Annotated in this window: 20 protein-coding genes; 10 read left to right on the top strand and 10 right to left on the bottom strand. The window is 56.7% G+C overall.

Annotation, left to right across the window (positions count from 1 at the left end; translation table 11 throughout):
* Nucleotides 1-72: 72 nt before the first annotated feature.
* Entirely contained in the window at nucleotides 73-474 is a 402-nt protein-coding gene (locus IB226_RS10095; RefSeq protein ID WP_192235081.1) for an H-NS family nucleoid-associated regulatory protein, read from the bottom strand.
* A 527-nt stretch (nucleotides 475-1001) separates the two neighbouring features.
* Here IB226_RS10095 and fhuE point away from each other — a divergent pair.
* Nucleotides 1002-3197 (top strand): ferric-rhodotorulic acid/ferric-coprogen receptor FhuE, encoded by a 2196-nt coding sequence (gene fhuE, locus IB226_RS10090; protein ID WP_192235079.1) that lies wholly within the window; start codon nucleotides 1002-1004, stop codon nucleotides 3195-3197.
* Nucleotides 3198-3266: 69 nt separating this feature from the next.
* On the opposite strand, the gene IB226_RS10085 is transcribed toward fhuE, so the two are convergent.
* The 6 genes from IB226_RS10085 to IB226_RS10060 form a co-directional block, all read right to left on the bottom strand.
* The gene (locus IB226_RS10085; protein ID WP_192235077.1) at nucleotides 3267-4385 is read right to left on the bottom strand and encodes a M20 family metallopeptidase; all 1119 of its coding nucleotides are present in this window, start codon (nucleotides 4383-4385) and stop codon (nucleotides 3267-3269) included.
* The gene (locus IB226_RS10080) at nucleotides 4385-5140 is read right to left on the bottom strand and encodes a glutamine amidotransferase (protein ID WP_192235075.1); all 756 of its coding nucleotides are present in this window, start codon (nucleotides 5138-5140) and stop codon (nucleotides 4385-4387) included. The genes IB226_RS10085 and IB226_RS10080 overlap by 1 nt, the downstream gene beginning before the upstream one ends.
* A 13-nt stretch (nucleotides 5141-5153) precedes the next feature.
* The gene (locus IB226_RS10075; protein ID WP_101761359.1) at nucleotides 5154-6233 is read right to left on the bottom strand and encodes a phosphotriesterase; all 1080 of its coding nucleotides are present in this window, start codon (nucleotides 6231-6233) and stop codon (nucleotides 5154-5156) included.
* Between the two features lie 3 nt (nucleotides 6234-6236).
* Nucleotides 6237-7238 (bottom strand): ABC transporter permease, encoded by a 1002-nt coding sequence (locus IB226_RS10070; RefSeq protein ID WP_192235073.1) that lies wholly within the window; start codon nucleotides 7236-7238, stop codon nucleotides 6237-6239.
* A gap of 18 nt (nucleotides 7239-7256) precedes the next feature.
* Complete coding sequence (locus IB226_RS10065; protein WP_176972170.1) at nucleotides 7257-8003, bottom strand: ATP-binding cassette domain-containing protein; 747 nt, start codon at nucleotides 8001-8003, stop codon at nucleotides 7257-7259.
* A gap of 370 nt (nucleotides 8004-8373) precedes the next feature.
* A complete protein-coding gene (locus IB226_RS10060) occupies nucleotides 8374-9402 on the bottom strand; it encodes a LacI family DNA-binding transcriptional regulator (protein ID WP_110867209.1) in 1029 nt (342 codons plus the stop codon).
* Between the two features lie 349 nt (nucleotides 9403-9751).
* On the opposite strand from IB226_RS10060, the gene IB226_RS10055 reads away from it, so the two are divergent.
* Nucleotides 9752-10702, top strand: a complete 951-nt coding sequence (locus IB226_RS10055; protein ID WP_110867210.1) for a substrate-binding domain-containing protein — start codon at nucleotides 9752-9754, stop codon at nucleotides 10700-10702.
* A 4-nt stretch (nucleotides 10703-10706) separates the two neighbouring features.
* On the opposite strand, the gene IB226_RS10050 is transcribed toward IB226_RS10055, so the two are convergent.
* On the bottom strand, nucleotides 10707-11576 hold the full coding sequence (locus IB226_RS10050) for a PfkB family carbohydrate kinase (RefSeq protein ID WP_192235071.1): 870 nt from the start codon (nucleotides 11574-11576) through the stop codon (nucleotides 10707-10709).
* 28 nt (nucleotides 11577-11604) lie between these two features.
* Between IB226_RS10050 and IB226_RS10045 the strand changes: the two genes are divergently transcribed.
* From IB226_RS10045 to IB226_RS10015, 7 genes are read left to right on the top strand one after another with little or no spacing between them, the layout of a single operon-like run.
* Entirely contained in the window at nucleotides 11605-12450 is an 846-nt protein-coding gene (locus IB226_RS10045; RefSeq protein ID WP_192235069.1) for a BtpA/SgcQ family protein, read from the top strand.
* Nucleotides 12450-13109, top strand: coding sequence for a TenA family protein (locus IB226_RS10040; protein ID WP_192235067.1), 660 nt, complete (start codon nucleotides 12450-12452; stop codon nucleotides 13107-13109). Before IB226_RS10045 ends, IB226_RS10040 begins: the two co-directional genes overlap by 1 nt.
* On the top strand, nucleotides 13106-13873 hold the full coding sequence (locus IB226_RS10035) for an ATP-binding cassette domain-containing protein (RefSeq protein WP_101761367.1): 768 nt from the start codon (nucleotides 13106-13108) through the stop codon (nucleotides 13871-13873). The genes IB226_RS10040 and IB226_RS10035 overlap by 4 nt, the downstream gene beginning before the upstream one ends.
* 31 nt (nucleotides 13874-13904) lie before the next feature.
* Nucleotides 13905-14876 carry an autoinducer 2 ABC transporter substrate-binding protein gene (locus IB226_RS10030; RefSeq protein ID WP_192235065.1) on the top strand — a complete coding sequence of 324 codons (972 nt, stop codon included), beginning with the start codon at nucleotides 13905-13907 and terminating at the stop codon, nucleotides 14874-14876.
* An 11-nt stretch (nucleotides 14877-14887) separates the two neighbouring features.
* Nucleotides 14888-15829 carry an ABC transporter permease gene (locus tag IB226_RS10025; protein WP_192235063.1) on the top strand — a complete coding sequence of 314 codons (942 nt, stop codon included), beginning with the start codon at nucleotides 14888-14890 and terminating at the stop codon, nucleotides 15827-15829.
* A complete protein-coding gene (locus IB226_RS10020) occupies nucleotides 15826-16770 on the top strand; it encodes an ABC transporter permease (protein WP_192235061.1) in 945 nt (314 codons plus the stop codon). Before IB226_RS10025 ends, IB226_RS10020 begins: the two co-directional genes overlap by 4 nt.
* Nucleotides 16771-16773: 3 nt before the next feature.
* Nucleotides 16774-18096 (top strand): M20 family metallopeptidase, encoded by a 1323-nt coding sequence (locus IB226_RS10015; RefSeq protein WP_192235059.1) that lies wholly within the window; start codon nucleotides 16774-16776, stop codon nucleotides 18094-18096.
* An 83-nt stretch (nucleotides 18097-18179) separates the two neighbouring features.
* On the opposite strand, the gene IB226_RS10010 is transcribed toward IB226_RS10015, so the two are convergent.
* Nucleotides 18180-19256, bottom strand: coding sequence for an LLM class flavin-dependent oxidoreductase (locus IB226_RS10010; protein WP_192235057.1), 1077 nt, complete (start codon nucleotides 19254-19256; stop codon nucleotides 18180-18182).
* Nucleotides 19253-20401, bottom strand: coding sequence for an acyl-CoA dehydrogenase family protein (locus tag IB226_RS10005; protein ID WP_192235055.1), 1149 nt, complete (start codon nucleotides 20399-20401; stop codon nucleotides 19253-19255). The genes IB226_RS10010 and IB226_RS10005 overlap by 4 nt, the downstream gene beginning before the upstream one ends.
* A 200-nt stretch (nucleotides 20402-20601) precedes the next feature.
* Here IB226_RS10005 and IB226_RS10000 point away from each other — a divergent pair, with 200 nt between their 5' ends.
* Nucleotides 20602-21660, top strand: a complete 1059-nt coding sequence (locus tag IB226_RS10000) for an ABC transporter substrate-binding protein (RefSeq protein WP_192235053.1) — start codon at nucleotides 20602-20604, stop codon at nucleotides 21658-21660.

Genomic DNA, 21660 nt, shown 5'->3' with positions numbered 1-21660 from the left:
GAAGTAATAACGAAAAAACGCAGCATTTACGCTGCGTTTTTACTGTTCATGCGCTGTACAGCAAGTCACCGATTAAATCAGGAAATCATCCATTGAACCGCCCGCTTCCAGTGCGGCTTTAATCGGTGACGGCGTACGGCCCTGGCCGGTCCACAATTTCTCGTTACCCTGTTCGTCGATGAACTTATACTTCGCGGGGCGCGGAGCACGTTTCGACTTAGGCTTGCTTTCCTGGGTAGCTAATTGCGCCAGGTCACTAATATCAATGCCATCTTTCAACAACATCTCTTTATACAGCGCCAGCTTTTCTTCTTTTTCGCGCTGAGCTGCAGTTTCTGCTTCCGCTTCTTCACGGCGCTCTGCGACGACCACGGCGAATTTTTCCAGCATCTCTTCTAATGCTGCGACGTCAATATTACGCGCCTCGACACGCAGCGTACGAAGATTGTTCAATGCTTTAAGTGCATCGCTCATGTATTAATCCTTATTACTTATTTGACTGGTGTAAAGGGAAGCATTCTACGAGATTTTTTGCCAAATTAAAATAATCAAACGTGGGCAGAATTGTCTGTAAAATATCCGGGTGATCAGAGATTCCTTTATATTCCGTGACGCTTTGTCGAGCTATTTGGCTTATTCACGTGACGCGGGAGAGTAAGGAGAATAATAGTGGGTGATTTAATATGCGTGTGTATGCGGTGCGTGTGAAGGTCGCCATAAATGGTTACCGTACACATAAGAATCTGTTCAATTTCACATAGTTGCCGAAAGCCCCGCCATGAACCTTCCTGAAAATAACGTAAGTCAACTATTACTCGTTGAAGAATAAGGCTTTTCACCAAGTATAAAAGTGTCAGTAAACTGGTAACAATTTCTTGCATTGGAAATCTTAATGCGTATATTTCTCATTTGCTTTCTTAACGGCTTCCTTACTGTCGTTCCTCTTTCCGACGTCAGCAGCGGTGCCGAAAAAAATAACGATAAGTTGATTGAGGAATCGTATGTCTTTCAGTGATTTGCGCGTCAGGAAACCCGGCAGTGCGCCTCAGCGTGCGTTACGTCTCTCTTTACTGGCTGTGATGGTTGCGTCGGGTATCGCGCAGGCAGCAGAGACCACCAACACCGAACAGACGCTGAACGTGGATGCCAGCGCCAACGCCGATCAGCAACAGCAGGCGGCACAGGATTACAGCGTACCGGTGACGCGTGCCGGTACCAAAATGGCGCTCACCGCGCGCGATATTCCGCAATCGGTTTCAATCGTCAGCAAGCAGCGTATGCAAGACCAACAGCTGCAATCGCTGAACGATGTGCTGAAGAACACCACCGGTATCCACGGTGTCTCTTCCGATATGGATCGCACCAACTACTATTCGCGCGGTTTCCTGATCGACAACTATATGGTCGACGGTATTCCAACTGCCTTCGCCTCACGCTGGAACCTTGGCGATGCGCAGAGCGACATGGCGCTGTATGAGCGCGTCGAAGTGGTGCGCGGTGCCACCGGCTTGCTGACTGGCCCGGGCAATCCCTCCGCCTCCATCAACATGGTACGCAAGCACGCCGATAGCAAAGAGTTCACCGGTGATGTTTCCGCCAGCTACGGCAGCTGGAACAAGCAGCGTTACGTTGCCGATCTCTCTGCACCACTGTCGCCTGAAGGGAACGTGCGTGGTCGGCTAGTTGCGGGCTATGAAGACAAAAACAGCTTTATCGAACGCTACGGCGCAGACAAAAAGTTCGTTTATGGCGTGGTTGACGCTGATCTGACCGACTCCACCAAATTGTCGGTTGGTTACGAATTTACCCAGGTAAACACCGATTCGCCAATGTGGAGCGGTTCCCCGCGCTGGTATACCGACGGTTCTCAGATCAAAGCGCGTCGTGGTTACAACACCGCGCCAGACTGGGCTTACAACAACAAAGAAAACAAAAAGGTCTTTGTTAACCTGCAGCAAAACTTCGATAACGGCTGGAACATCACGCTTAACGGCACGCATAACGAAATGTTCCTCGACAGCAAACAGCTGTATATCGATGGCTTCTTTGATAAAACCACCGGCGCGGGCTCTTCCTCTTACGCCGGCTATCCGGTTATCGGCGGCACCGGCTATAACACCGGTAAACGTAAAGTGGATGCGGTGGATGCCTTCGCCAGCGGCCCATACGAATTGTTGGGACGTCAGCATGAGCTGATGATTGGCGTTAACTACAGTCGTCAGGACAACAAGTACTTCAGCTCGTGGGAGAACATCTCATCAGCAGAGCTGGGTAACTTCAATAACTACAACGGCGATTTCCCGGAATCTAACTGGGATCCGCGCGAACCGGCTTCAGATACACAGCTGGTGCGTCAGAAATCTGCTTATCTGGCAACACGCATCTCGCTGGCCGATCCGCTGCATGTGATTCTGGGCGCGCGTTATACCAACTGGAATCGTCAGACGCTGAGCGAAGAGATGGAGAAGAACAACATCACGCCGTACGGTGGTGTGATTTGGGACTTCTACGACAACTGGTCGGCGTATGCCAGCTACACCTCGGTATTCCAGCCACAGGATTATCAGGATGCCTCGGGCGGATTCCTGGCGCCGGTGATTGGCAAAAACTACGAAGCGGGCGTGAAATCAGACTGGTTTAACAGCCGCCTGACTACCTCGATCTCCGTATTCCGCACTGAACTGGATAATGTTGGCGAAGCGACCGGACAAACCAACCCGGAAACGGGCAATGCCATTTATGTGGGTAAAAGTGGCGTAGTGAGCCGTGGCGTGGAGTTTGAAGTCAACGGTGCTGTAACCGATAACTGGCAGATGACCTTCGGCGGTACCAGTTATGTGGCGGAAGATCGCGAAGGCGAGAACTACAATTCTCAGCTGCCACGCACCTCATTCAACCTCTTCACCAGCTATCGCTTGCCGATGCTGGACCAGTTGACCTTGGGTGGTGGCGTGACCTGGCAGTCGAAAACCTACGGCGACATTGGCGGTCCAGATGGCGAAGGCACCTGGCGCGCACGTCAGGGCAGCTACTCAGTGGTCGATTTGTTCGCACGCTACGACGTCACCAAAAACGTCTCACTGCAGGCGAACATTAACAACCTGTTCGACAAAGAGTACGACACCAACGTCAGCAACGGCGGCATCGTGTACGGCGATCCACGTAATTTCTCCGTCTCGGCGAGCTATCGTTTCTGATAAAGATGCTGGGTGCGCAGGACTGTGTACCCAGCAATTCTCGGCGGTCGCCATTCATGGCGACCGATATTAACCCTTCATCCACTCCGCAATAATCTGCCCATACAACTGCTCGGCTTCCCCCAGCTTACTCACCAGACAATACTCATCGGTTTGATGCGCCATCTTCGGTTCGCCCGGACCTAAAATAATGCACGGCGGATCACCCAGCGCGGGCAACAGCAACGATGCATCGGTAAAGTAGGGCACCACGCGCGCTTGCAACGGCTGCTCGAAAAACGCCTGACAATGACGGTAGATCGACTGAATCCACAGATTCTCTTCGGAACTCAACACCGCAGGCAGATCGACCAAAGTGGTGATGTGCACTGCTTCGCCCATTAATTCGCCTAACCGCTGGCGAATAGCGGCGTGTTGCAGGTTTGGCGCGCTGCGGATATCAACATCAAACGCCGTGCGATCCGGCACCGAGTTAATATTCAGGCCGCCCTGAATGCGGCCAACGTTCAGCGTCGGTTGCTTCATTAAAGGATGCGGCGCGCCCGGCGAGAAGTGGCGGATTTTGCCTAACGCATCGGCGGCAAGATAGATGGCGTTAATGCCTAATTCCGGCATCGCACCGTGCGCGGTTTTGCCACGCGTCTCGCAGCGCAGCCACAGCGCGCCTTTGTGACCAATTACCGGATAGTTGGCGGTGGGTTCACCAACGATCAATGCGCCAATCTCTGGCAACGTTCCGGCCGCAATCAGCGCCTGCGCGCCATCGCAGCCGGTCTCTTCACCGCCGGTAATCAGCAACACCACGCCGCGCCCGGCGCGAATCGCCGGTTGCTGCTTGATGCAGGCGTGGGCAAAAGCGGCGATGGCCGCTTTCATGTCACTCGAACCGCGCCCATAAAGCCGATCGTCCGCAATTTCCGAACCAAAAGGATCGTGCTGCCACGGCTGATTGCCGAGCGGCACGGTGTCGAGATGTCCGGTAAACGCCAGCGGTTTGCCCGCAGCGGAGCCGCGCATCTGCGCCACCAGATTGCTGCGACCTTCGCCAAACGACGATAGCTGCACCTCAAAACCCTGATCGCTGAGCCACGCGGCAAAAAACGCCATGCAGGCAGCTTCGTTGCCCGGTGGATTAATGGTGTCGAAGCCGAGCAGTTGCTGAGCAAGTGCCAGTGAAGCGGGCTGCATCAGGCGCGCTCCGTCAGCCAGTCGAAGCAGTTAATCCACAGCTGGCGATAGCCGGGCCATTGGGTAAACTCTTCCGGCAGCCAGTGCGCCGACATATCGCTGGTCCACACCAACGAACGGCCTTGCTGATATTCCCGCACCGCTAATAAAGGATGCGCTGTTCCGGCGACGGTCGCCAGCAGCGTGCCTTCGGGCTGCATCTCCACCTCGTTGTAGCCCAGCATCCACGGCCATTCGCCGGAGATGTTATCGAACAGCGCATGTGATTGCGTCATCTCCAGCGTAGAACCTTCCGGCGTTTCAATGCGGTCATCCCAGGCGAGGCAGCGCACCGGCAACACCTTTTCCACCAGCGTATTGCGGAATCGCGCGCCGCCGTTGATGCCCTGAAAACTGAAGTAGCCGCCGATCATCATCAGGCTGCCGCCAGCGGCGACGTAATCGTGGATCAATGCCAGGCGATTGGCGGTACGACGGCTTTTCAGCCAGGTATCGGGATGCAGCAGCAGCGTATTGGCACCAATATCCGAAAGAATTATCACATCCCACTTTTGCAGCCCTTCGAGCGTCAGCGGGAAATCGGTGGCGGCAGCATGCGCGGGCATATGGGTAATGGCGTAATCGCTATCCTTCAGCGCCGCGATAAAATCGCTGGCACCGCTGTGCCAGGTGGCGGTGGAGAACTGGTCAAAGCCTTTGATGTGGTTCGAGGTGCTGGTCCAGGATTCGCCCACCAGCAAGACTTGTTTCTGCATGATATTTTCCCTTTTACCCGCCAAATACGCGCTGCGGATTAGCAATCATTAAGGTTTCGAGTTGTTCGCCGCTAACGCCGTGACGTTTCAGTCGCGGGACAAAATGTTTGAGGATGTAGCCATAACCGTGGCCGCCAAAGCGCGTCAGCATGGTTTTCAGGAACACATCCTGCGACAGCAAAATCTGCTGAATGTAGCCGTCATCAATCAGCTCGCAGATGGCGCGCGCGTTCTCTTCATCAGAAGGCGATTGCGCGGATTCATCAGCGTAGTAATAGCTCATGCCGATCATGTCGTATTCCAGGAATACGCCACGGTCGGCCAGTTCACGCTGATAGGTCTTATCGGCAAAGCTGGGATTCATATGGCACAGCACGGTGTGACGCAGATCGGCGCCTTCCTGCTGCAGAATATCCAGCACTTTGTGACCCAAACGTTCCCAACCCGGCAGATGCACCTGAATCGGCACGCCGGTTGCCGCACTGGCGCGTCCGGCGGCACGCAGCGATTTCTCTTCATCGGCGGTAAAGCGGCTGGAGATGCCGATCTCGCCGATCAATCCGGCGATCACCTCGGGTTTCTCCGCTGCGCCGCCAAGGTCAAAAATCAGCTTCTCGGTGAGTTGCTCAACGCTGATGCTCTTCACCCATTCCGGATGCGACGGCTCCAGATACAAGCCGGTGCCCATCACGATGTTGAGTCCGGTTAAGCGCGCGATGCGTTGCAGCCCTTTGGGATCGCGGCCAATGCCGATGTTGGTAGGATCGACGATGGTTTCGCCGCCCAGCGCGCGATACTTCATCAGCTCGTCAATCGCCATATCGACGTCAAACAGCTGGCAGTTATCGCGGCTCATCAGCGGGTTCATGTTGAGTTCACCGAGATTCTCCATTTTCACCGGCATCTCAGCGATATGACGATCGCTGCAACAGCAGGGCGGCACCCACTTGCCGGATGCATCCAACAGAATGTGTTCATGCATCAAGGTAACGCCCATCTCGGCCAGCGGCAGCGGCCCCAAAACCGTCATCACATGTCCGCTGCTCACGCCGAGCGGTAACGGATCCGCATGGCGAAAAATCGATCCTTTCATGAGCTATCCTTTTGCCGGTGCGCGAGTGGGATTGAGAATGCGGGTGTTGAGCCAGATGGCGAGCAGAATGATGGTGCCGGTTGCGATTTGCGTATAGAACGGCGAGATGTGCGACAGGATCAGCCCGTTCTGGATAATCGCAATCGACAGCGCGCCCAGCAGCGTACCGATAATGGTGCCGAAGCCGCCAAACAGGCTGGTGCTGCCGAGCACCACGGCGGCGATCACCTGCAACTCAAAGCCTTCGCCCTGATTGGATGAGCCGCTGCCGAGACGCGCGGTGATAATCATCCCGGCCAGCGCCGCCGCCATGCCGCTGATAATGTAGACCTTCATGGTGACCGATTTAGTATTGATGCCGCTGCGACGCGCGCCTTCGGCATTAGAACCAATCGCCGTCACGTAGCGACCAAAGCGCATGTGGTTGAGCACAATATGCCCGGCGAACAGCACCACAATGCCAATCAGCGCCGGCATCGGAATGCCCAGCACCCATGCGCGGCCCATAAAGGTAAACAGACTGTCGGCCGGCACCGGAATCGAATAACCCTGAGTGACCAGCAGAGCGATCCCACGTACCACGGCCAAGGTAGCCAGGGTGACGATAAACGCCGGAATCCCCTCAAAGGCGATAAAGAAGCCGTTGATGGCGCCAACCAATCCGCCCAGCAGCAGTCCGCCAATTAACACCACCGGCCACGGCAATCCCCAGTTATTCAGCGCGATAGCCGAAAGCGCGCCGACCAGCGCCAGCGTTGAACCCACCGATAAATCAATGCCGCCGGTGGTGATCACTAGCGTCATCGCGGTGGCGACGATCAGCAGCGGGGCGCTTTGGCGAATGATGTTCAGCCAGTTGGTGCTGGAGAGAAAATTGCTGGTGATCAGCGAAAACACCACGCAGCAAAAGATGAAAAACAGCGCAATGCTTACCACGCCCGAATGGTTGTGCAACAGGCGATGCGGTAGCGAATGCTGGATCATGCGCGAACTGCTTAAATTCATGATGCTCATCCCGTTACCTCAGTGTGCAGCCGCTGAGTGAGCGGTAAATTTCTCACCCACGATCAAATTAACGATATCGCTTAAGCTGGTATCCGCCACGCGCCGGTCCGCCACGTTGGTGCCTTCGTACATCACCATGATGCGATCGCACACCAGGAACAGATCCTGCAGGCGATGGGTGATGAGGATAACGCTGACGCCGCGCGCCGAGACGCGGCGAATTAACTCCAGCACCGCTTCCACTTCTGCCACCGCTAAGGCAGCGGTCGGTTCATCCATGATCAGCACTTTCGGTTCGAAGGCGGCGGCGCGCGCAATGGCAATAGCCTGGCGTTGTCCGCCTGACAAATTGCGCACCAGCAAGCGCGTATCCGGAATCGAAATGCCCAAACCTTTCAGCATCTCGCGCGCTTCGGCGTGCATTTTTGCCTGATCGAGAAAGGGAATGCCGAGCACGCTTTTCATCGGCTCGCGTCCCATAAACAGATTGCCGGCGACATCCACCGTGTCGCATAGCGACAGATCCTGATAGACCATTTCAATATGGCAGCGGCGCGAATCGGCCGGATTGGTGAAGTGTTGCTGTTCACCGTCAATGCGAATGGTGCCGCTGGTGGGCACCACCGCGCCGGAGAGCACCTTGGTCAGCGTCGATTTACCCGCGCCGTTGTCGCCGACTAAGCCCAGCACTTCGCCCGGTGCCAGTTGAAGATTGACGCCGCGTAGGGATCGTATCGAACCGTAAGTTTTGGTGATGTTAATCATCTCTACCCGCGCTGGGGTAGCATGAGGCTGCTGCATCTGAACACTCCCAATCGGTTGCCGGGAACTTGGCCTGTTAGCGCAGCAATGCTTTAACTGACACGATTTACCCTCTAGTAAACCGGTTTACCTGTCAGTTAAAACACTGGCCGCACTTCCAGAGCAATGGGTTACAACGATATTTGTTTGCCGCTGGGAACATTGCAGCTTCTGTGCCAGGTTAGAATTTAGTCAGTTTGGCCTGCATCAAACGCGAGAAGATTCAGCAGGTTAAAATTTTATTGTTCAGTAAACCGGTTTACCTCGAAGTACTGAACTTCACGTGATTGATCAACTTTTGCGCCAAAGCTGTGCAATTTTGCGCCACGGTGGATCAGGGTAGGCGGATTTGAATCGAATCGCGTCCCACCCATTCAACGGGTAAGCGTGTTTCCAGCGGGATATTCACGTCGTTATTCAGCAGGCGCAGCATGATGTCCACGGCGGTATAACCCAGTTCGCGCGCGGGTTGGCGGATGGTGGAGATGCGCGGCTGCGTCAGGTCGGTGTAGTTGGCATCATCAAAGCCGACCAGCGAAAGGGCATCCGGTGCCTGCAAGCCGCTGGCGCGTAAACCGTCCAGCAATCCCAGCACCAGATAATCGCTGGCCGCAAACACTGCGGAAGGGCGCGGCGACTGGCTGAACAGCCGCTGCAAAGCCTGCTGACCGAACTCGCGCTCGTAGTTGCCGTACATCACCCATTCTGCAGGTACCGATAAACCGGCCTGCTTCATGGCGGTGCAGAAGCCGAGATAACGTTCGCGCACGCTCATCAACTGTTCCGGGCCACCGATAAAGGCGATGTGGCGATGTCCGGCGGCGATCAGCTGTTCGGTGGCGATGCGTCCCCCCTGCACGTTGTCGGCAAACACTTTCGGCACGCTGCTGCCGGGAATATCTTCATCAAGCAACACAATATGCTGATGGCGCTGAATCTCTTTACGCAACAAACCGTTATCCGGTCGGTTGGTGGTGAACAGCAGGCCATCAACCTGACGCGTATCCAGCCAGCGAATGAACTGCGCTTCTTTGTCGGGATTGTTGCGGGTGATGCACAGCACCAAACTGTAACCGCGCGCCGACGCCGCCTCTTCTGCGGCATCAGCCAGTTCGGCAAAGAAGGAGTTGGTGATATCGGGCAGCACCAAACCCAGGGTTTCGCTGCCGCCTTTGCTCAGGCGTCGCGCCAGGCTGTTGCCGCGATAATCGAGCTGGCGAATCGCCGCTTCGATGCGGTCAATTGTCTCCTGCGGCAACACGATACTGTGATTCATATAGCGAGAGACCGTGGCTTTAGAGAGCCCGGCTAATTGTGCCACGTCGGATAACAACACGCGTTTTGAATTCATGTTCCTCGCCATTATTACATCGGGATCATCGTGTGGTGGTTACAAGGTCGCCATGAATGGCGACCTTACGCGTTAATCATTACACATCGCCAACCAAATAAACACTTGACAAAAATATTTACTCAGCGAATTGTATGCACAGTTTACCGCATTACCGGGAATCACTTCCCAAGCCGACTTAAGTTATTTCACCGGGTATTCCTAGCGGATGGGTTACCGAAACAAACTTAAGCAGGTCGCTATAAAAACACTGCACTTATGCAGTGTGTATATCACGTCATCGATATTTGCCCGCCAAAAATAATCTCAGTGCTTAACGCTGGGAAACGCTGATTATTATTTATTCCCGACGAGGAACACCATGATGTTATCTTTCACCGGAAAACTGCGTTCATTGGTTTTGGCTTCCACCTTAATTACTGCGGGTTCATTTTTCTCGCTGGCGCAGGCTGCGCCGACGTATGCGTTGGTGCAAATTAATCAGCAGGCGCTGTTCTTTAATCTGATGAATCAGGGCGCACAGGAAGCCGCAAAAGCCAGCGGAAAAGATCTGGTTATCTTTAACGCCACCGATAATCCAGTGGCGCAGAACGATGCAATTGAAAACTATATTCAGCAAGGTGTGAAAGGTATTTTGGTTGATGCCATTGACGTCAACGGCATTATGCCCGCCATTAAAGAAGCCGCAGCGGCTAACATTCCGGTCATCGCCATTGATGCTGTATTACCGGCCGGTCCACAAGCAGCGCAGGTTGGCGTAGATAATCTCGAAGGCGGCAAAATCCTCGGTAAATATTTCGTCGATTACGTAGCGAAAGAGATGGGCGGCAAAGCGCGTCTCGGCATTGTTGGTGCATTGAACTCGGCGATTCAGAACCAGCGTCAGAAAGGCTTCGAAGAGACCATCAAAACCAACAGCAAAATCACCGTTGCCGATGTGGTAGATGGCCAGAATATTCAGGACAACGCCATGACGGCCGCAGAAAATCTGATCACTGGCAATCCTGATTTAACCGCAATTTACGCCACCGGCGAACCGGCATTGCTGGGTGCGATTGCGGCGGTGGAAAACCAGGGCCGTCAGAAAGATATCAAAGTATTTGGCTGGGATCTGACGGCCAAAGCCATCAGCGGGATCGATGGCGGCTACGTCACCGCCGTGTTGCAGCAGGATCCGAAAAAGATGGGTGAAGAGGCGCTGAAAGCACTCAACGCGCTCTCCGAAGGCAAAACGGTGAACAAAACTATTCTGGTGCCGGCCACCGTGGTCACCAAAGCGAACGTCGACAGTTACCGTTCGCTGTTTAAGTAACCGATCACTCGCTGCGCGTAGCCAGCAGCGCAGCGAGTTCCTGTTGTGTGGGGAAAGCGTTAACGGTGCCGGTACGACTCACGGTAATAGCGGCGGCCTGGCTGGCATGCTGCAGGGCAAGCGCATCGGGCTCCACTTCGCGTAACAGCGAGGAGGCGAGCAGCACGGCGAGGAAGGTATCGCCCGCGCCAGTGCTGTCCACCGCGTTTACCGGCGCTGCCGGACAGAAGTGGCGCTCGGTTTCGGTGATCAACCACGCGCCTTGTGCGCCTTGGGTGATCACTAAGGTGCTGACGCCAGCCGGTTGCAGCCGCTCAGCTTCCAGCTGGTTAACCACCGCGATATCCACCAGCGGCCAGAGTTGGGCGAAGTCAGCATTAACCGGCGAAGGATTAAAGACCGTTTTCATGCCGTTGGCTTTTGCCCAGATAAAAAGAACACGGGTTTTCTCAACCGAGAAGTTGCCCTGTTGCAGCATTATATCGCCTTTCTTTGCATCGGCTAAATAAGGCAGCATCTGTTCGACGGTTAATGCATCTGCCGCAGCGGTGGTAGTAATAATGGCGTTATCGCCATCGCTGCTGTTAAGAATAATTGAGGAGTCGCTGTGTGGTGAGGAATATTGAGTGGGAAATAGCTTAACCGGCTCATGCGCTATTTTCTCACGTAGCCATTGTCCGTTACTGTCGTGACCGATTGCGGCAATTAATCGTGTATCGAGACCACAGCGTGCAATAACAATCGCCTGATTCGCGCCTTTACCGCCAATATCCTGCGAGGTTTTTACGCCGTGGATCGATGCGCCTTTTTGCGGCAGATCGCCAATCGACCAGGTTTCATCAACAACAATATTCCCTGCAACATAAATTTGCATAATGGTTCTCGTTAATAAGGTGGAGAAGATGGTTTCTATATCAGCAGGAAAAACCAGCGCAATACAAGATATTTTTTCCAGAAAGAAAGCAGTGATTGGCGTAGTGCATTGTGATGCTTTTCCGGGTGCACCTAAATATCGCGGCAAACCGCTCCCAGCTATTATTGAGCGCGCACTGCGTGATGCCGAGAATTATATTTCCGGTGGCGTGCATGGGTTAATTATCGAAAACCACGGCGATATTCCGTTTGCCAAACCAGACGATATTGGGCCGGAAACTGCCGCTTTTATGGCGGTGATCACCGAAAAGATCCGCGAGCGTTTTGGCGTGCCGTTGGGCATTAACGTATTGGCGAACGCCGCGATTCCCGCCTTTGCCACCGCTTTAGCCGGCGGCGCGGATTTTGTGCGCGTCAATCAGTGGGCCAACGCCTATATCGCCAACGAAGGCTTTATTGAAGGTGCGGCGGCGAAAGCGCTGCGCTACCGCAGCCAGCTGCGCGCCGAACACATTCGCGTGTTTGCCGACAGCCACGTCAAACACGGCAGCCACGCGATTGTGGCTGATCGCTCGATTCAGGAGCTGACGCGCGACGTCGATTTCTTTGAAGCCGATGCGGTGATCGCCACCGGGCAACGCACCGGCGACAGCGCCACGCTGGATGAGATCGACGAAATCCGCGCCGCCACCGAGCTGCCGCTGCTGGTCGGTTCCGGCGTCACGCCTGCCAACGTCTGCCAGATTCTTGGTCGTACTCAAGGCGTGATCGTCGCCAGCACCCTGAAATTTGATGGCGTATGGTGGAATGAGGTCGAGCTGGAACGCGTGAAGCACTTTATGTCCGTGGCGCAAGCGGCGCTGGAGGAGGCGTAATGAACAGCTTCACTGACCAGCTTTTACAGCAGCACCACACGCTGTGGCAGGCGATGCAGCAGCATCCGTTTGTGCTGGATATCGAGCGCAATCAGCTGCCCGAAGCGGTATTCAATCGCTATCTGGTATTCGAAGGCAACTTTGTCGCCACCGCCATCAACATCTTCGCGCTGGCGGTAAGCAAAGCGCCGGATATCCGTCAGCAGCGCTGGTTAATCGGCGTGCTGAATGCGCTGGTGGACACGCAAATCGCCTGGTTTGAAGCGGTGCTGGCGCGCCGCAATATTAACCCACTGGATTATCCCGACGATCTGCCCGGCGTCACCGCCTTCCGCGATGGCATGTTTAACGTGGCAAAGCAGGGCAGTTTCGCCGAGATCCTCACGCTGATGTTTGGTGCCGAGTGGATGTATTACCACTGGTGCGCGCGCGTTAGTGCCCAGCCGCTGCTGGATGACGACATTCGCCATTGGGTCGATATGCATGCCGAAGAGGAGTTTCACCAGCAGGCGCGGTGGCTGAAAGCTGAGCTGGATCGCGCCGCGTTGGCATTGACGCAAGAGGAGAAGCAGCGCTTATCCAATCTCTACGCGCAGGTGCTGCAGTGGGAAATCGATTTCCACAGCGCCGCCTATCTCAGCAGCGGGGAGGCGAGATGAGCAGCTGTTTTATTGAAGCGCGCAACATTTGCAAACGTTTTGGCGCCTTAACCGCCCTCAATCAGGTCAATCTCAGCATCCATCGCGGTGAAGTACTGGCGCTGTTGGGGGATAACGGCGCGGGCAAATCCACCTTTACCAAAGTGTTGTCGGGCGCCTACAGCGCCAGCGACGGCGAATTGTGGATCGATGGCAAAGCGGTGAAATTCACCTCGCCGCGCCAGGCATCTGAACACGGCATCGCCACCATTTATCAGGAGCTGGCGCTGGCGGAGAACCTCAGCATCGCGGAAAACGTCTTCCTTGGCCGTGAGCTCAAGCGGCGCGTGCTGGGCATTCCGTTTTTGCGTCGTCGGGAAATGCGCGAGCAGGTTGATCAGCTGTTAAAGGATCTCGACGCGCATATCTCCGATGCCGAAGCCTCGGTTGGCAGCCTCTCGGGCGGACAGCGCCAGGCGGTGGCGATCTGTCGTGCGCTCAACCTCAACGCGCAGCTGGTGATCATGGATGAACCGACCGCCGCGCTGGCGGTGGCTGAAACGCAGAAGGTGTTACAGCTCACCCGCAAACTCGCCGCACGCGGCTGCGCGGTGGTGCTGATCAGCCACAACATCAGCGACGTGTTCGCGGTGGCCGATCGCATGGTTGTGTTCCGCCGTGGGCGAAAAATTGCTGAGCGCCGTCACGCCGAAACCTCGCCCGATGAAATCGTTTCATTAATTACCGGTGCGCATCCCGATGCGCGCGCCTTTGAGAATCAGTAATTGTTGTGCCATTAACCCAGGGGAAATAAAGATGCGTCGAATTACCACTGCAGTCTGTTCTCTCTCATTACTGTTTTCAGGTTATGCCCTCGCCGCCGAGAAAGTGGCCTTTGTGCCGCAGATCATCGGTATTCCCTATTTTCAGGCGATGGAAGCGGGCGGTAAACGCGCGGCCAGCGACCTGGGCGTCGAGTTCGTTTATAGCGGTCCGGTGGATACCAATCCCATGGATCAATTGCAGATTGTGCAGAACCTGATCGCGCAGAAAGTGAATGCGATTGGCATCAGCGTGCTCGATGCCTCAAGCATCGCGCCGGTGTTGGCGCAGGCGAAAGCCAACAATGTGCATCTGTTTACCAGCGACAGCGACGCGCCCGACAGCGGACGCCCGGTTTATGTGGCGCAGGCCACCGATCAGGGTTTGGGTGACACCATCATTGATGAGATGGTCAAGCGCGTCGGCGATCACGGCAAAATCGGCATCGTCTCCGGCGAAGCCACCGCCTCCAACCTCAACAGCTGGATTGGCTATATGCAGCAGCGGGTGAAGAGCAAATATCCCCATATCACCTTGCTGAAACCGCAATATGCCGGCGGTTCCGCCAGCCGCGCGGCGCAGATCGCCACCGATTTGATGTCGGCGAATCCGGATATCAAAGGCCTGATCGCTATGGCCTCCACCACTTGCCCTGGCGTGGCACAGGCGATTGAGACCGCAGGCAAAAATGGCAAAGTGATCGGCAGCGGTTTCTGCAGCCCTAACACCGCGCGCGCCTACCTGAAAAGCGGCGCCTTTGGTTACACCGTGTTGTGGGATCCGGAGAAGCTCGGGTATCTCACCGTTTGGGCAGGCAAACAGCTGATTGATGGCAAAGCCTTCAGCGCGGAAAACCGCGTGCCGGGCTTCGCCGAAGCGGTCAAGTTTGACAGCAAAACCGGCGTGCTGCTGCTCGGTTCGCCAGCGGTATTCACCAAAGAGAATGTCGATCAGTTCAAATTCTAACGGGGCTTCGCATGCACATGACTTCACGGGAGATCGCCTTGCTGGCGATTGCCCTGTTAGCCATCGCCGGTTTTTCCTGGTTTTCACCCTGGTTCGCCACCGTCGATAACCTGCTCACTATTCTGCGCAACAGCAGTGAACTGTTGTTGATTGCGCTGGGAATGACGCTGGTGATCGCCATGGGCGGCGTGGATGTCTCGGTGGGCGTGGTGATGGGCGTTGCCGCATGGGGCGTCGGCCAGCTGTTGCTGCTGCAATCGCCGTGGCTGGCAGCAATGGCCGGTCCGCTGCTCGGTTTGCTGCTGGGTTTGATGACCGCGCTGGTGGTGGTGGTAGGCCGCATTCCGGCAATTGTTGGCACGCTTGGTCTGTTCGGCGTATGGCGCACCGGCCTGTTTGCGCTGCTGGGCGGACAGTGGTTATCCGGGTTGCCCGGCAGCTTAACCAGCGGCCTGATGCATCCGCTGCTGGGTTTACCGGTGATGGCGTGGGTCATCGTGCTGGTGTGGGCGAGCGTCTGGCTGGTGTTACGTCACACGCCGTACGGTTTGTGGCTGCTGGCGGCGGGCAACTCAGAGGAGAAAGCGCGGCTGGCGGGCATTCCGGTTACTCAGGTGCGCATCGCGACCTTTATGATCAGCGGCCTGCTGTGCGGCATCGCCGCTACCTGTTACATCGCTACCTATCGCAACGTCGAAATGACGGTCGGCGGCAGTCTGGCGCTGGAAGCCATCGCGGCGGTGGTGCTGGGCGGGACGCGCATTACCGGCGGTGCCTGCAGTTTGTTGGGCACGCTGCTCGGCGTGTTGCTGCTGCGCATTCTGCAAAACGGCTTATTGCTGGTGGGCATTCCGTCGCTGTGGCAAACCGTGGTCACCGGCGCGGTGCTGCTCATCGTTCTGAGCAGTGAAGCGGCAAGCGGTCGCGTTTTTGCCTTCAGGAGGATCGCATGAGGTTGTTGCGCAAATCTCCCGACCTGACGCTGCTCAGCGCGCTGTGGCTGCTGCTGGCCATCGGCATTGTGCTGGTGCTGCCGCAGATGCTGGCTGCCTGGTCAATCACCTCGATTTTGCAGTTCGCGACCTTGCTGTCGCTGGTGGCGCTCGGCCAATCGTTGGTGGTGATGAGTGGCGGCGGCGGTATCGATCTCTCGCTGGGCGGCAACGTTTCGCTTTCGGCGGTGATCGGCATGCTGGCGCTCAATCAGGGCATCAATCCGCTTTGGCTGCCGCCGATCTGCCTGATCACCGGCACGCTGGCAGGCGCGATTAACGGCTGGCTGATCGCGCGGCTGCGTCTCTGGCCGTTGATTGTCACGCTCGGCAGCTTCTACTTGTTTTCCGGTCTGGCGCTGGCGCTAACCGGCGGCGCCGCCGTCGCCGGCGTGCCTGCGCAACTGACGCAATGGGGACGCGGCGCGCAGTTCTTTATTCCTTTGCCGTTTCTCACCTACGTGATTCCGGCATTCCTCATCGCCTGGCTGATTCTCAGCAAAAGTGCATGGGGCAAATGGATCTACGCCTGTGGTTTCAACGAACACGCCACGCGGCTGGTCGGCATTCCGGTCGATCGCCTGCGCTTTCTCGCGTACTGCCTGAGCGGCTTGCTGGCGGGCTGCGCGGGATTCGTTTCGCTCAGTTGGCTGGGCAGCGCGCGCCCGGAAATCGGCGTCAATCTGGAGCTCGAATCCCTTACCGCGGCTCTGCTCGGCGGCGTGGCGATCTTTGGTGGACGCGGCAGCGTAATCGGCGTGTTAGCCGCCGCGCTGATGCTGGTCACCCTCAAAACCTGCATGTTGCAGCTGGGATTGAACAGCGTCTGGCAACTCGGCGTGGTGGGCATTCTGTTGATTATCGTATTGATGGCACAACGACTTTTTATCTATCGGAGATAACTAATGAATCTGACTGAACAAATCAGCGCGCACGTTGAGGCGAGCGGCGAACGCATCGCCAACACGCTGTGCGATCTGCTGGCATTTCCCTCGATCGTAAAAGTTGATCCGCGCGAAGCTGGGCCGGGCGAGCGCGACTGCCAGCGCTATCTGCAGCAGCGTCTGGAATCGTTGGGCATGGAAACCGATCTGTGGGATCCGGATGGTCCGGCGCTCTACGCCAAATATCAGGGCCGACCGGGCGCCAATAAAGGCCGCACCTTTGAAGGTCGTCCCAATCTCGGCGGCACGTTAACCGGCGCGGGCGGCGGCAAATCGCTGATGCTCACCGGCCACATCGACGTGGTGCCGCCGGGGCCGCCGGAACATTGGCTCACCGATCCCTTTGTGCCGGAGATCAAAAACGCAGCGGTGTACGGTCGCGGCGCGGTGGATATGAAAGGCGGCGTGGCCTGCATGTTGATGGCGGTCGAGCTGTTGCAGGATCTCAATATTCGTCTGGCGGGCGACGTGGTGTTTACCACGGTGGTGGATGAAGAGATCGGCGGCATGGGATCGCTGGCGATGGTCGATCGCGGATTCAGAGCCGATGCGGGCATCATGACGGAACCGACCGCCAACCGCATCTCGCCAATCTGCCACGGCATTTTGTGGGGTCGCATTATTCTCGACGGCATCGGCGGCCACGCGGAGCTGACGCCCAACAGCTGGGACAGCAGCGGCCCGGTGGATGCGGTGACGCTGTGCCGCCAGATGCTCGATGGCCTGGATGTGCTGAATCGCCGCTGGCAAACGCAGCCGAGCAAAAACCATCCGCTGATGGAATTACCAAACCAGATTATCGTTACGCAGCTGAAAGTGGGTGAACATCCGGCGTCGATTGCGGGCCGCGCCGAGATTGTGATTGATGTGCAATATCTGCCCGGCGAGAAAGATGAGATGGGGCTGGGCGGACACGTCAAAAAAGAGATTGAGGCGCACGTTGCTAAAGTCTGTGCGCTCGATCCTTATCTGGCGCAACATCCGGCCAAAGTGGAATGGATTCTGGATGCCGATTGCGCCGAAATCGAAGCGGATCACCCGTTTGTCACCACCTTCCAGCAGGGCGTCAGTGATGCGGCACTCAATCCGCAACTGGCCGGATTCGGCGCGCACAGCGACATTGGTTTGCCGAGCACATTAGGGCAGACGCCAACGGTTAACTTTGGACCGGGCGATCCGGCGATGTCGCATCAACCCAACGAGCATGTGCCAATCGCCGATCTGGTAGCCTGCACCAAAGCCATAGCATTGACGTTAGTGCGCTGGTGCGGCGTCGCATCTTAACCCGCAATGGCGCAATAAATTGCGCCGCTACGGACCCTTGCGCACCTCCGTAGCGGCGCGATTTATCGCGCGCCATTGGCCTTCTACGCCGCCGCGGCCGCTAACGTCTTCACCCGCTCACGGATGCGCGGCAACAAATGTTGTCCGTAATCGGTGGCATCGCGCAGCTGATCAAATCCACGGAACAGGAACGTGGTGATGCCGAGCTTGTAATACTCCAGCGCGGCATCGGCCACGGTATCCGCTGAACCCACCAGCGCGGTGGAATTGCCCGCCGCGCCGGACAGCGCCGCAATCTCCGTCCACAGGCAGCTATCGTATACTTTGCGCGCGGTGGCGAGCTGATACAGTCGCTGCGATCCGGTATTGCTATCAGGCTGAATCACCTTGCCGCCAATGTTGGCCTGCGCATCCCGCAGCAGTCGATTGGCGCGCGCCCAGGCTTGTTCATCGCTATCGCCGAGAATCGGGCGCAGCGACAGGCTGAAACGAATATGTTTATCGCGGCCATATTTCTTCGCTGCCGCGCGCACTTGTTCAATTCTCGCTTTCACCTGCTCCAGCGGTTCGCCCCACATCATATAAACGTCGGCGTGACGTGCGGCGATGTCGATGGCGGCTTCTGAAGCACCGGAGAAATAGACCGGCACGCGCGGCTGCTGCCAGGGTTTAACCTCGGTGAGATTATCTTCCACTTGGTAAAACTTGCCGTCATAGCGGAACGGCGTACGTGATTCCCACGTCAGTTTCATGATGTCGAGATACTCGCCGGTGCGCGCGTAACGCTCATCTTTGCTAAGGAAATCGCCGTCGCGCTGCAAATCGCCGCTGTCGCCGCCGGTGATCACATTGATGGCCGCGCGTCCCTGGCTGAGCTGATCGAGCGTGGCAAACTGGCGGGCGGCAAAAGTCGGTGCCTGAAAGCCGGGTCGATGCGCCACCAGCAAGCCCAATTTTTCGGTAAAAGCCGCCACATAACTGGCGATGATCATCGAATCCGGCGCGCGGGTATTCACCGCCAGCAGCACCTTGTCAAAACCGGCGTACTCCTGCGCGTGGGAAAAGGCTTTGATAAACGGCACATCGACAGTCGGCCCATGCGCCGCCAGCGATTCGCTGCTCTCCTGCGCCCCAACCAGACCAATAAATTCCAGCGTCATGATGTACTCCTCTCAGCAGAAAGGGCGGATTTGCCCACGGAAGTGAAAATGGCGTCGTCCTGCGGCGTATGTATGCGACCGCACAACACATTTCTCAGGTGACGTTGTAACGGATGGTGGCGCGTCAGCGCGTGGTTGCCGATGCTTTCCACCATCAGCTGCACACTGCGAATGGCGTTTTCGATTACCACCTGTTTGATTTGTGCGGCATGTCCGCTGGCGACGTGGCCTTGGGCGGCGCTGCTTAGCATAGTTTGACTGGTAAACAGCAGCGTATCGATGCGGCCCACCAGCTCCTGGAAGCGCGGCAATGATGCCAGCGGTGCGCCAAGATTGGCCGGCACGCGCTGCTGCAAAAAGGCGATAAACCAGTCGCGCGCGCTATGCGCAATGGCGTCGTACAGCGAACCGAGCAGCACCGCCATCCAAACTGATTCTTCTTCGTTGAGGCCCGCTCGCGGCGTGCTCCACGGCGCGACGTTGACCGCGTGATCGAGCGGGATCAGCACCTCGTCCAGCACCACGCGATGGCTACAGGTGCCGCGCATGCCGAGGTGATCCCACTCATCAATGATGTGGATGCCGGGCGCGTTGGCTGGCACCAGATAGCCGCCGACCAGCGGATCGGCATCGTCGCTGCTGGCCCACACCAGAAACCAGCTCAGTCCATAGCTGCCGGTGGAGTAAATCTTCTCGCCGCTGATGCGCCAGCCTTCAGCGGTGCGGCGTGCGCGGGTGGCGGGCAATCCGCCGCGCGCGGGCGTGCCTAATTCGGGTTCGACGCGCAGCGCGTTAATCAACGCACCGTCGCGAACCACGCTCTCCGCCACCTTGCGGCGCACCGCGTCTGGCCAGTTTGAGCTGTCGTCGAGGCGACGCGTGTTGAGATACTGCATGATGAGGATCAGCGCCGCAGAAGGTTCGCCGCGCGCCACGGCCTGGATAATCGCCTGGCTTGCCAGCAGATCGCCGCCGCTGCCGCCCGACGCCGTCGGTAATACAAAGTGCAGCAAGCCATGCTGCCGCAACACGCTAAAAGCGGTTTTGGGAAATTCGCCGCTGCGATCAACCTCTTCAGCGTCTTTTTCTAAGGCCTGAATAATCACCGGCAATATTTCAGCCAGAAAGGGCGGGTTATTTGCCATGCGTTATTAATCCCCTTATTAAATCAGGCTTAATTGTTTCCTGTTCTGCCACCGCTGTAAAAGCAATAAACCGGCTATATACATGCGGAATCGGCATAATTCTGCCGCCGGTGGAAGTGTTAATTTGCAATGGCTGTTTCTGCGCGAGCCATTAATTAGGGTCAACACCTTCACCTGCATTTATTTTTGGGAGTCATTTAATGCCAAATAATTATTTAGTTTCCCGCCGGCATTTTCTGGGATATTCCGCCGCAGCGGCGATGGCGGCAACGTTACCGGGCCGCGTGTTTGCCGATGATCATATGGCGGGCATGCAGATGCCCGGCGATTTACTGCAAGATGGCCCCGGAAAATGGGCGCTGGCGAAGCCAACGCATGTGCGTCTGGCGGTCAATCTCAACGCCATCTGCCTTGCGCCGGTAGTGGTGGCCGATCAGCATAACTTCTTTAAAGCGCACAACCTGGAAGTGGAGTTCGTTAACTTCGGCAACTCCACCGAACTGCTGCTGGAATCCATCGCCACCGGCAAAGCCGAAGCTGCCATCGGCATGGCGCTGCGCTGGCTGAAAGCGCTGGAGCAGGGCTTTGACGTCAAACTCACCGCCGGCACGCACGGCGGCTGTATGCGCCTGCTGGCGCGCGATGGGGGGCCGACCACGCTGGAGCAGCTGAAAGGCAAAACCATTGGCGTCACCGACATGGCGGGCGCGGATAAAAACTTCTTCTCGCTGATGCTGAAAAAGCACGGCGTCGATCCCAATACCGATGTCGACTGGCGCGTGTTCCCGCAGGATTTGCTGCCGATGGTGCTGGAGAAGGGCGAGATTCAGGCCGCCAGCGGTTCCGATCCGGTGATGTGGCGCTTAACCCAGAAGCCGGGCTACCGCGAGATTGGCACCAACTTAATGGACGAGTACGCCAGACTGAGTTGCTGTGTGGTGGGCACGCGCGGCAGTTTAATTCGCGAGCAGCCGGAAGTGGCGGCAGCGATCACCCACGCGATTCTGCAGGCGCATGCTTATGCGGCCAAACGCCCGGAAGCAATTGGCAGCGAGTTTAACGGCCAGGCGCTCAACACCACGCCGCAGGAGATTGCTAGCGTGCTGAAAACCCATACGCACGGACACTATTCGGTGGGGAACGCGTTTGTGAATGAGATCGACGTGTATGCGCGCGATTTAAAGGCGATCAACGTGTTACGACCGGAAACCGATCCGCTGTTGTTTGCTAAGGGGATTACCAGCAACGTGCTGGTTTAA

It is taken from the genome of Pantoea sp. PNT03, from assembly GCF_014852515.1.
In the GTDB taxonomy this organism is placed as follows: domain Bacteria; phylum Pseudomonadota; class Gammaproteobacteria; order Enterobacterales; family Enterobacteriaceae; genus Pantoea; species Pantoea leporis.
This window is presented reverse-complemented; position numbering and strand designations above follow the sequence as displayed.

Excerpts from the sequence above, each read along its gene's own strand:
- IB226_RS10095 (WP_192235081.1), bottom strand. The coding sequence starts at position 474 with ATGAGCGATGCACTTAAAGCATTGAACAATCTTCGTACGCTGCGTGTC.
- fhuE (WP_192235079.1), top strand. The coding sequence starts at position 1,002 with ATGTCTTTCAGTGATTTGCGCGTCAGGAAACCCGGCAGTGCGCCTCAG.
- IB226_RS10085 (WP_192235077.1), bottom strand. The coding sequence starts at position 4,385 with ATGCAGCCCGCTTCACTGGCACTTGCTCAGCAACTGCTCGGCTTCGAC.
- IB226_RS10080 (WP_192235075.1), bottom strand. The coding sequence starts at position 5,140 with ATGCAGAAACAAGTCTTGCTGGTGGGCGAATCCTGGACCAGCACCTCG.
- IB226_RS10075 (WP_101761359.1), bottom strand. The coding sequence starts at position 6,233 with ATGAAAGGATCGATTTTTCGCCATGCGGATCCGTTACCGCTCGGCGTG.
- IB226_RS10070 (WP_192235073.1), bottom strand. The coding sequence starts at position 7,238 with ATGAATTTAAGCAGTTCGCGCATGATCCAGCATTCGCTACCGCATCGC.
- IB226_RS10065 (WP_176972170.1), bottom strand. The coding sequence starts at position 8,003 with ATGATTAACATCACCAAAACTTACGGTTCGATACGATCCCTACGCGGC.
- IB226_RS10060 (WP_110867209.1), bottom strand. The coding sequence starts at position 9,402 with ATGGCGAGGAACATGAATTCAAAACGCGTGTTGTTATCCGACGTGGCA.
- IB226_RS10055 (WP_110867210.1), top strand. The coding sequence starts at position 9,752 with ATGATGTTATCTTTCACCGGAAAACTGCGTTCATTGGTTTTGGCTTCC.
- IB226_RS10050 (WP_192235071.1), bottom strand. The coding sequence starts at position 11,576 with ATGCAAATTTATGTTGCAGGGAATATTGTTGTTGATGAAACCTGGTCG.
- IB226_RS10045 (WP_192235069.1), top strand. The coding sequence starts at position 11,605 with ATGGTTTCTATATCAGCAGGAAAAACCAGCGCAATACAAGATATTTTT.
- IB226_RS10040 (WP_192235067.1), top strand. The coding sequence starts at position 12,450 with ATGAACAGCTTCACTGACCAGCTTTTACAGCAGCACCACACGCTGTGG.
- IB226_RS10035 (WP_101761367.1), top strand. The coding sequence starts at position 13,106 with ATGAGCAGCTGTTTTATTGAAGCGCGCAACATTTGCAAACGTTTTGGC.
- IB226_RS10030 (WP_192235065.1), top strand. The coding sequence starts at position 13,905 with ATGCGTCGAATTACCACTGCAGTCTGTTCTCTCTCATTACTGTTTTCA.
- IB226_RS10025 (WP_192235063.1), top strand. The coding sequence starts at position 14,888 with ATGCACATGACTTCACGGGAGATCGCCTTGCTGGCGATTGCCCTGTTA.
- IB226_RS10020 (WP_192235061.1), top strand. The coding sequence starts at position 15,826 with ATGAGGTTGTTGCGCAAATCTCCCGACCTGACGCTGCTCAGCGCGCTG.
- IB226_RS10015 (WP_192235059.1), top strand. The coding sequence starts at position 16,774 with ATGAATCTGACTGAACAAATCAGCGCGCACGTTGAGGCGAGCGGCGAA.
- IB226_RS10010 (WP_192235057.1), bottom strand. The coding sequence starts at position 19,256 with ATGACGCTGGAATTTATTGGTCTGGTTGGGGCGCAGGAGAGCAGCGAA.
- IB226_RS10005 (WP_192235055.1), bottom strand. The coding sequence starts at position 20,401 with ATGGCAAATAACCCGCCCTTTCTGGCTGAAATATTGCCGGTGATTATT.
- IB226_RS10000 (WP_192235053.1), top strand. The coding sequence starts at position 20,602 with ATGCCAAATAATTATTTAGTTTCCCGCCGGCATTTTCTGGGATATTCC.